At 22.3% G+C, this 1,328-nt stretch carries 1 protein-coding gene; it reads left to right on the top strand.

Going from position 1 to position 1,328, the window contains the following annotated elements:
• The first annotated feature begins 143 nt into the window (after positions 1 to 143).
• Positions 144 to 1,118 (top strand): aromatic acid exporter family protein, encoded by a 975-nt coding sequence (locus G3997_RS03770; RefSeq protein WP_296648348.1) that lies wholly within the window; start codon positions 144 to 146, stop codon positions 1,116 to 1,118.
• Positions 1,119 to 1,328: the final 210 nt, after the last annotated feature.

Genomic DNA, 1,328 nt, shown 5'->3' with positions numbered 1-1,328 from the left:
ATCTAACGCTATTAAATTTTAGAAATATTTTTATATAAATAGTTAAATGTAATAATTTGTAATAATTGGTAAACTTTATTTCAAGCCATATGAATTTTATGATATAATGCCATTAATTATATTTATCTACAGGAGGATTATACTTGAACAAAATTAATTTACTTAAAATAATAAAATTATCCCTTGGATCTTCTCTTGCTATATTTATTGCATGGTTATTAAACTTAGAATATTCAATGGTTGCTGGAGTTATAGTATTACTTACTGTTAAGAATACTAAAAAAGAAACTCTTAAAGGTATGATTGGAAAGATTTATGGATTTATTTTATGTACTCTTTTCTCCTACTTATGTTTTAATTTTTTAGGCTACCATTTAATTTCTTTTTCAATATTTATATTTATAATTACATATATTTGCTTCTTATTAGACATTCAAGATGTAATTGCTATGTGTGTAGTAATTTCATCTCATTACTTCCTACAAGGAGAAATATCTTTTTCATGGATTTTAAATGAAGCTGGAATATTTATAATAGGAGCTGGAATAGGCGTTATAATAAATATGTATATTCCTACAAATATAAATAAAATCTATGAAGGTCAAAAAAAGCTACAGGAAGAAGTAAGCACTGTACTTATAGATATTGCAGATTTTATTGTAAATCCCAATAATAAAGATATGTATAATCAGGATTTACATACATTAAATGCACTTATTGATAGTAGTATTTTTGAAGCTTATAATAATATTAATAATAGCTTATTAAGTGATACTAGATTTTTCTTAAACCATATGGAAATTATAAAAAATCAACGAGATATACTAGAAAATTTATATAACTATGCATCACAATTAAGTTCCACTACCCCACAATCTCATATTATTTCTGCCTTTATACATAAAATAGGTTATTCTGCTTTTGAAGCGGAAACTGGAAATCTACTTCTTGATGAATTAAATAGATTAATGCTAAATATTAGAAATCAACCTCTTCCTAAAGATAGAGTAGAATTTGAAAATAGAGCTATTTTATTTTTATGCTTGATTGAATTAAAGCAGTTTTTAATTAATCGTAAACATGCTCAAATACTTAGAGACAATAATTTCTATAAATAAATTTTTATTTTTTAATTATAYRTTTTTATAATATTAATGTTTTGTAATAATCTATTTTATATTTAATTTAAATTAATTAATTTCTTTGACGCTTTTTATTTTGTATTATTAAAAAGTTGTTATACTACTGTTTACTAGTATAACAGCTTTTTTCATTATGATAAATGATGATATCAAGTATATACTTAATAATGCTAATATTGTTTTTAT

The sequence above is a fragment of the Romboutsia sp. 13368 genome (genome assembly GCF_018336475.1).
GTDB lineage: Bacteria > Bacillota > Clostridia > Peptostreptococcales > Peptostreptococcaceae > Romboutsia.
The sequence above is the reverse complement of the archived record's forward strand: the minus strand, read 5'-3'. Positions and strand labels throughout refer to the sequence as shown.